Annotated in this window: 2 protein-coding genes; one reads left to right on the forward strand and one right to left on the reverse strand. The window is 71.1% G+C overall.

Annotated features, from left to right (window positions below; translation table 11 throughout):
* Nucleotides 1-14: 14 nt before the first annotated feature.
* Nucleotides 15-1,502, forward strand: coding sequence for a VCBS repeat-containing protein (locus tag FJ091_22080; protein ID MBM4386038.1), 1,488 nt, complete (start codon nucleotides 15-17; stop codon nucleotides 1,500-1,502).
* 7 nt (nucleotides 1,503-1,509) lie between these two features.
* Here FJ091_22080 and FJ091_22085 read toward each other — a convergent pair whose 3' ends face one another.
* Complete coding sequence (locus tag FJ091_22085) at nucleotides 1,510-2,367, reverse strand: phytanoyl-CoA dioxygenase family protein (GenBank protein ID MBM4386039.1); 858 nt, start codon at nucleotides 2,365-2,367, stop codon at nucleotides 1,510-1,512.
* Nucleotides 2,368-2,488 lie beyond the last annotated feature (121 nt).

The following is a 2,488-nucleotide window of genomic DNA, read 5'->3' on the forward strand; positions in this document are numbered from 1 at the left end:
GTCAGACTGCGCGCGTGCTTCGCAACGCGCTCGCCGCACTGCTGCTCTCGTGGCTCCCGCTCGCTGCGAGCGCGCAGGAGGCGCCGTTCGCGATCGGCGAGCTGTCCGTGCGCGGCCGCGTGCTCGAGGCCTTCGCGGTGCGCGATGCGCAAGGCCGTGCGTGGCTCGCGGCGCTCTCGGCCGAGGCGATGCCGCCCGACGAGAAGCGCTTCCTCACGCTGTTCGCGCGCGGCGAGGGCGCCGGCGTCGCGATCGCGCTCGCGCGGTCGGTGGTCGCCGTCGATGTCGCCGACGTCTCCGCGACGCCGGGCCCCGAGGTGCTGCTGCTCGAGGCCGCGCAGCTGACCGTGCTCGACGCGCGCGGCGCCGCGCAGCGCGAGATCGCGCTCGAGCCGCCGCTGCCGCTCCCGCCGCGCACGCGCGAGCAGAGCCGGCTCGAGATCGCCGGGGCGTGGAGAAACGCGAATGCGAAGGAAGCGCTGCTGCCCGACGTGGCGGGCTTGCGCCTCGTCTCGCTCGGCAGCGACGCCGCGGTGCGCACGCTCGCGCTCCCCGTGACCGCGATCTACGGCGACCCGCAGCCGGGCCCGCCGATCCGCAGCGGCTTCTTCCGCGCGCTGTTGTCATGGCCCACGCTGTTCGGCGTCGACGACGACGGCGACGGCGTGCGCGATCTCGTGGCGACCACGCGCTACGGCCTCACGGCCTATCGCGGCGGCGCGAGCGGGCTCTCCGCAAAGCCGAGCCGCGCGCGACGCTTTCCGCCATTCGAGTTCAACGACGAGCGCCGCGCCGATTCGAACGTGCTGCTGCCTGATCTCGCGGACCTCGACGGCGACGGCGACGCGGATCTGATCGTGCACCGCACCACCGGCACGCTCGCGAGCAGCCGCTCGGAGACCCGCATCCACGCGAACCTCGGCGGAGGCGCCGATCCGCTCGCAGTGCCGCAGGGCTCGCTGATCGAAGAGGGCGGCCTCGCGACGGCCGACCTCGAAGACCTCGACGGCGACGGCCGCGCGGAGCTCGTGCAGTCCGTGCTGCCCTTCGGCATCGCGCAGCTCGCGCGCATCCTCGTGCGCGGGCAAGCCGAGCTCGAGCTGCGCGTCTATGGCTTCGAGGCGGGCAAAGTGGGCACGCCGCAGCTGCGCTGGAGCGACGAGCTCACGCTGCCGTTCGACTTCAAGACCGCGCGCGTGACCTCGCTGCTGCCGAAGTTCGAGGGCGATTACAACGGCGACGGCCGCCGCGATCTCCTCTACGGCGACGCCGACGGCAACGCGCTCGTGCGCCTCGGCGAGCCGGGCGGCGCGTTCGGCCGCATCGCCGCAAGCGTCCCGCTGAAGGCGCTCGGCGGCGCGACCACGAGCGCCGACCTCGACGGCGACCGCCTGCACGAGCTGATCTACTGGGACCCCGTCTCGCAGGAAGGCCGCATCCGGATCGCGCGCAACCGCGGGCGCCTGCCGGGCTCGCCGCCGCGGCTAGAGTCGCCGAAGTAGGCGGTTGTTAGGCGGAGCGCAGCTTCTCGAGCGTGCTCGAGATGTCACCGAGCTGCGTCCTGCCCGCATTCGGCTTCACCAGCTCGATCGGGTCGAGCAGATCGCCCACGTAGCCGAGCGCATACGCGCCCCGCGCGTAACCCATCAGGCGCAGCAGCGGCTCGGGCAGTCCGCGCGCGACCTCCTGCGAGCAAGCGAGGTACTGGTTCTCCTCCTGCCGCAGCCACGCGAGGTTGTACGTGAGGTTGAGCCCGCGCCGGACCTCGCTCGATCGATTCGCGCCGCCGCCGTGATAGAGCGCGCCGGTGTAGAAGAGCACCGAGCCGAGCGACATCTCGGCGGGCTCCGTCTGCTCCTCCACGAACTTCAGCTTGTCGGCGTAGTGGTTGCTGCCGGGGATCACGCGCGTCGCGCCGTTCTCGCGAGTGAAGTCCGTCATCGCCCAGATCGTGTTGCACTGCACCTCGTAGCCGGTCGGGAACGGGAAGAAGTCGAACGCCCACTGGTCGCGGTGGATCTGCTGCATGGGCTCGCCGGGCCCGATCGAGATCAGCTGCGTCAGATGCAACTGATGGCACGAAGCGTGGCCGAGGACCTTCGCGACCGTCGCGAGCACGAGCGGATTCATCACGAAGTCGCGCGCCGTGGCCGAGCGCGCGATCAACGCGCCCGTGCGCTTCGTGACGCGTCCCGCGAAGGAATCGGTCCCCGCTGCGTTCGCCGCTTCGTACGGCGCGATCTCCGCGAGGAACTTCTCCACCTCGCCGCGCGAGACGAGTTGATCGACCACCGCGCAGCCATCGCGCGCGAGGACCGCGGCAATCTCGTCGGCGGTCGCGGTGTTCGGGAGATGCTCGATCGGCATGAGGACCTCGTTTACGTGGGAAAGCTATCCCGAGCAGGCCAAGAGCGGGACTCCGCGACGCCGGTTGGCCAACCTCGATCGTTCCTGGGATTCTGCGCTCCATGTTGCCGCTATCGATCGC

Source organism: Deltaproteobacteria bacterium, from assembly GCA_016875395.1.
Classification (GTDB): domain Bacteria; phylum Myxococcota_A; class UBA9160; order UBA9160; family UBA6930; genus VGRF01.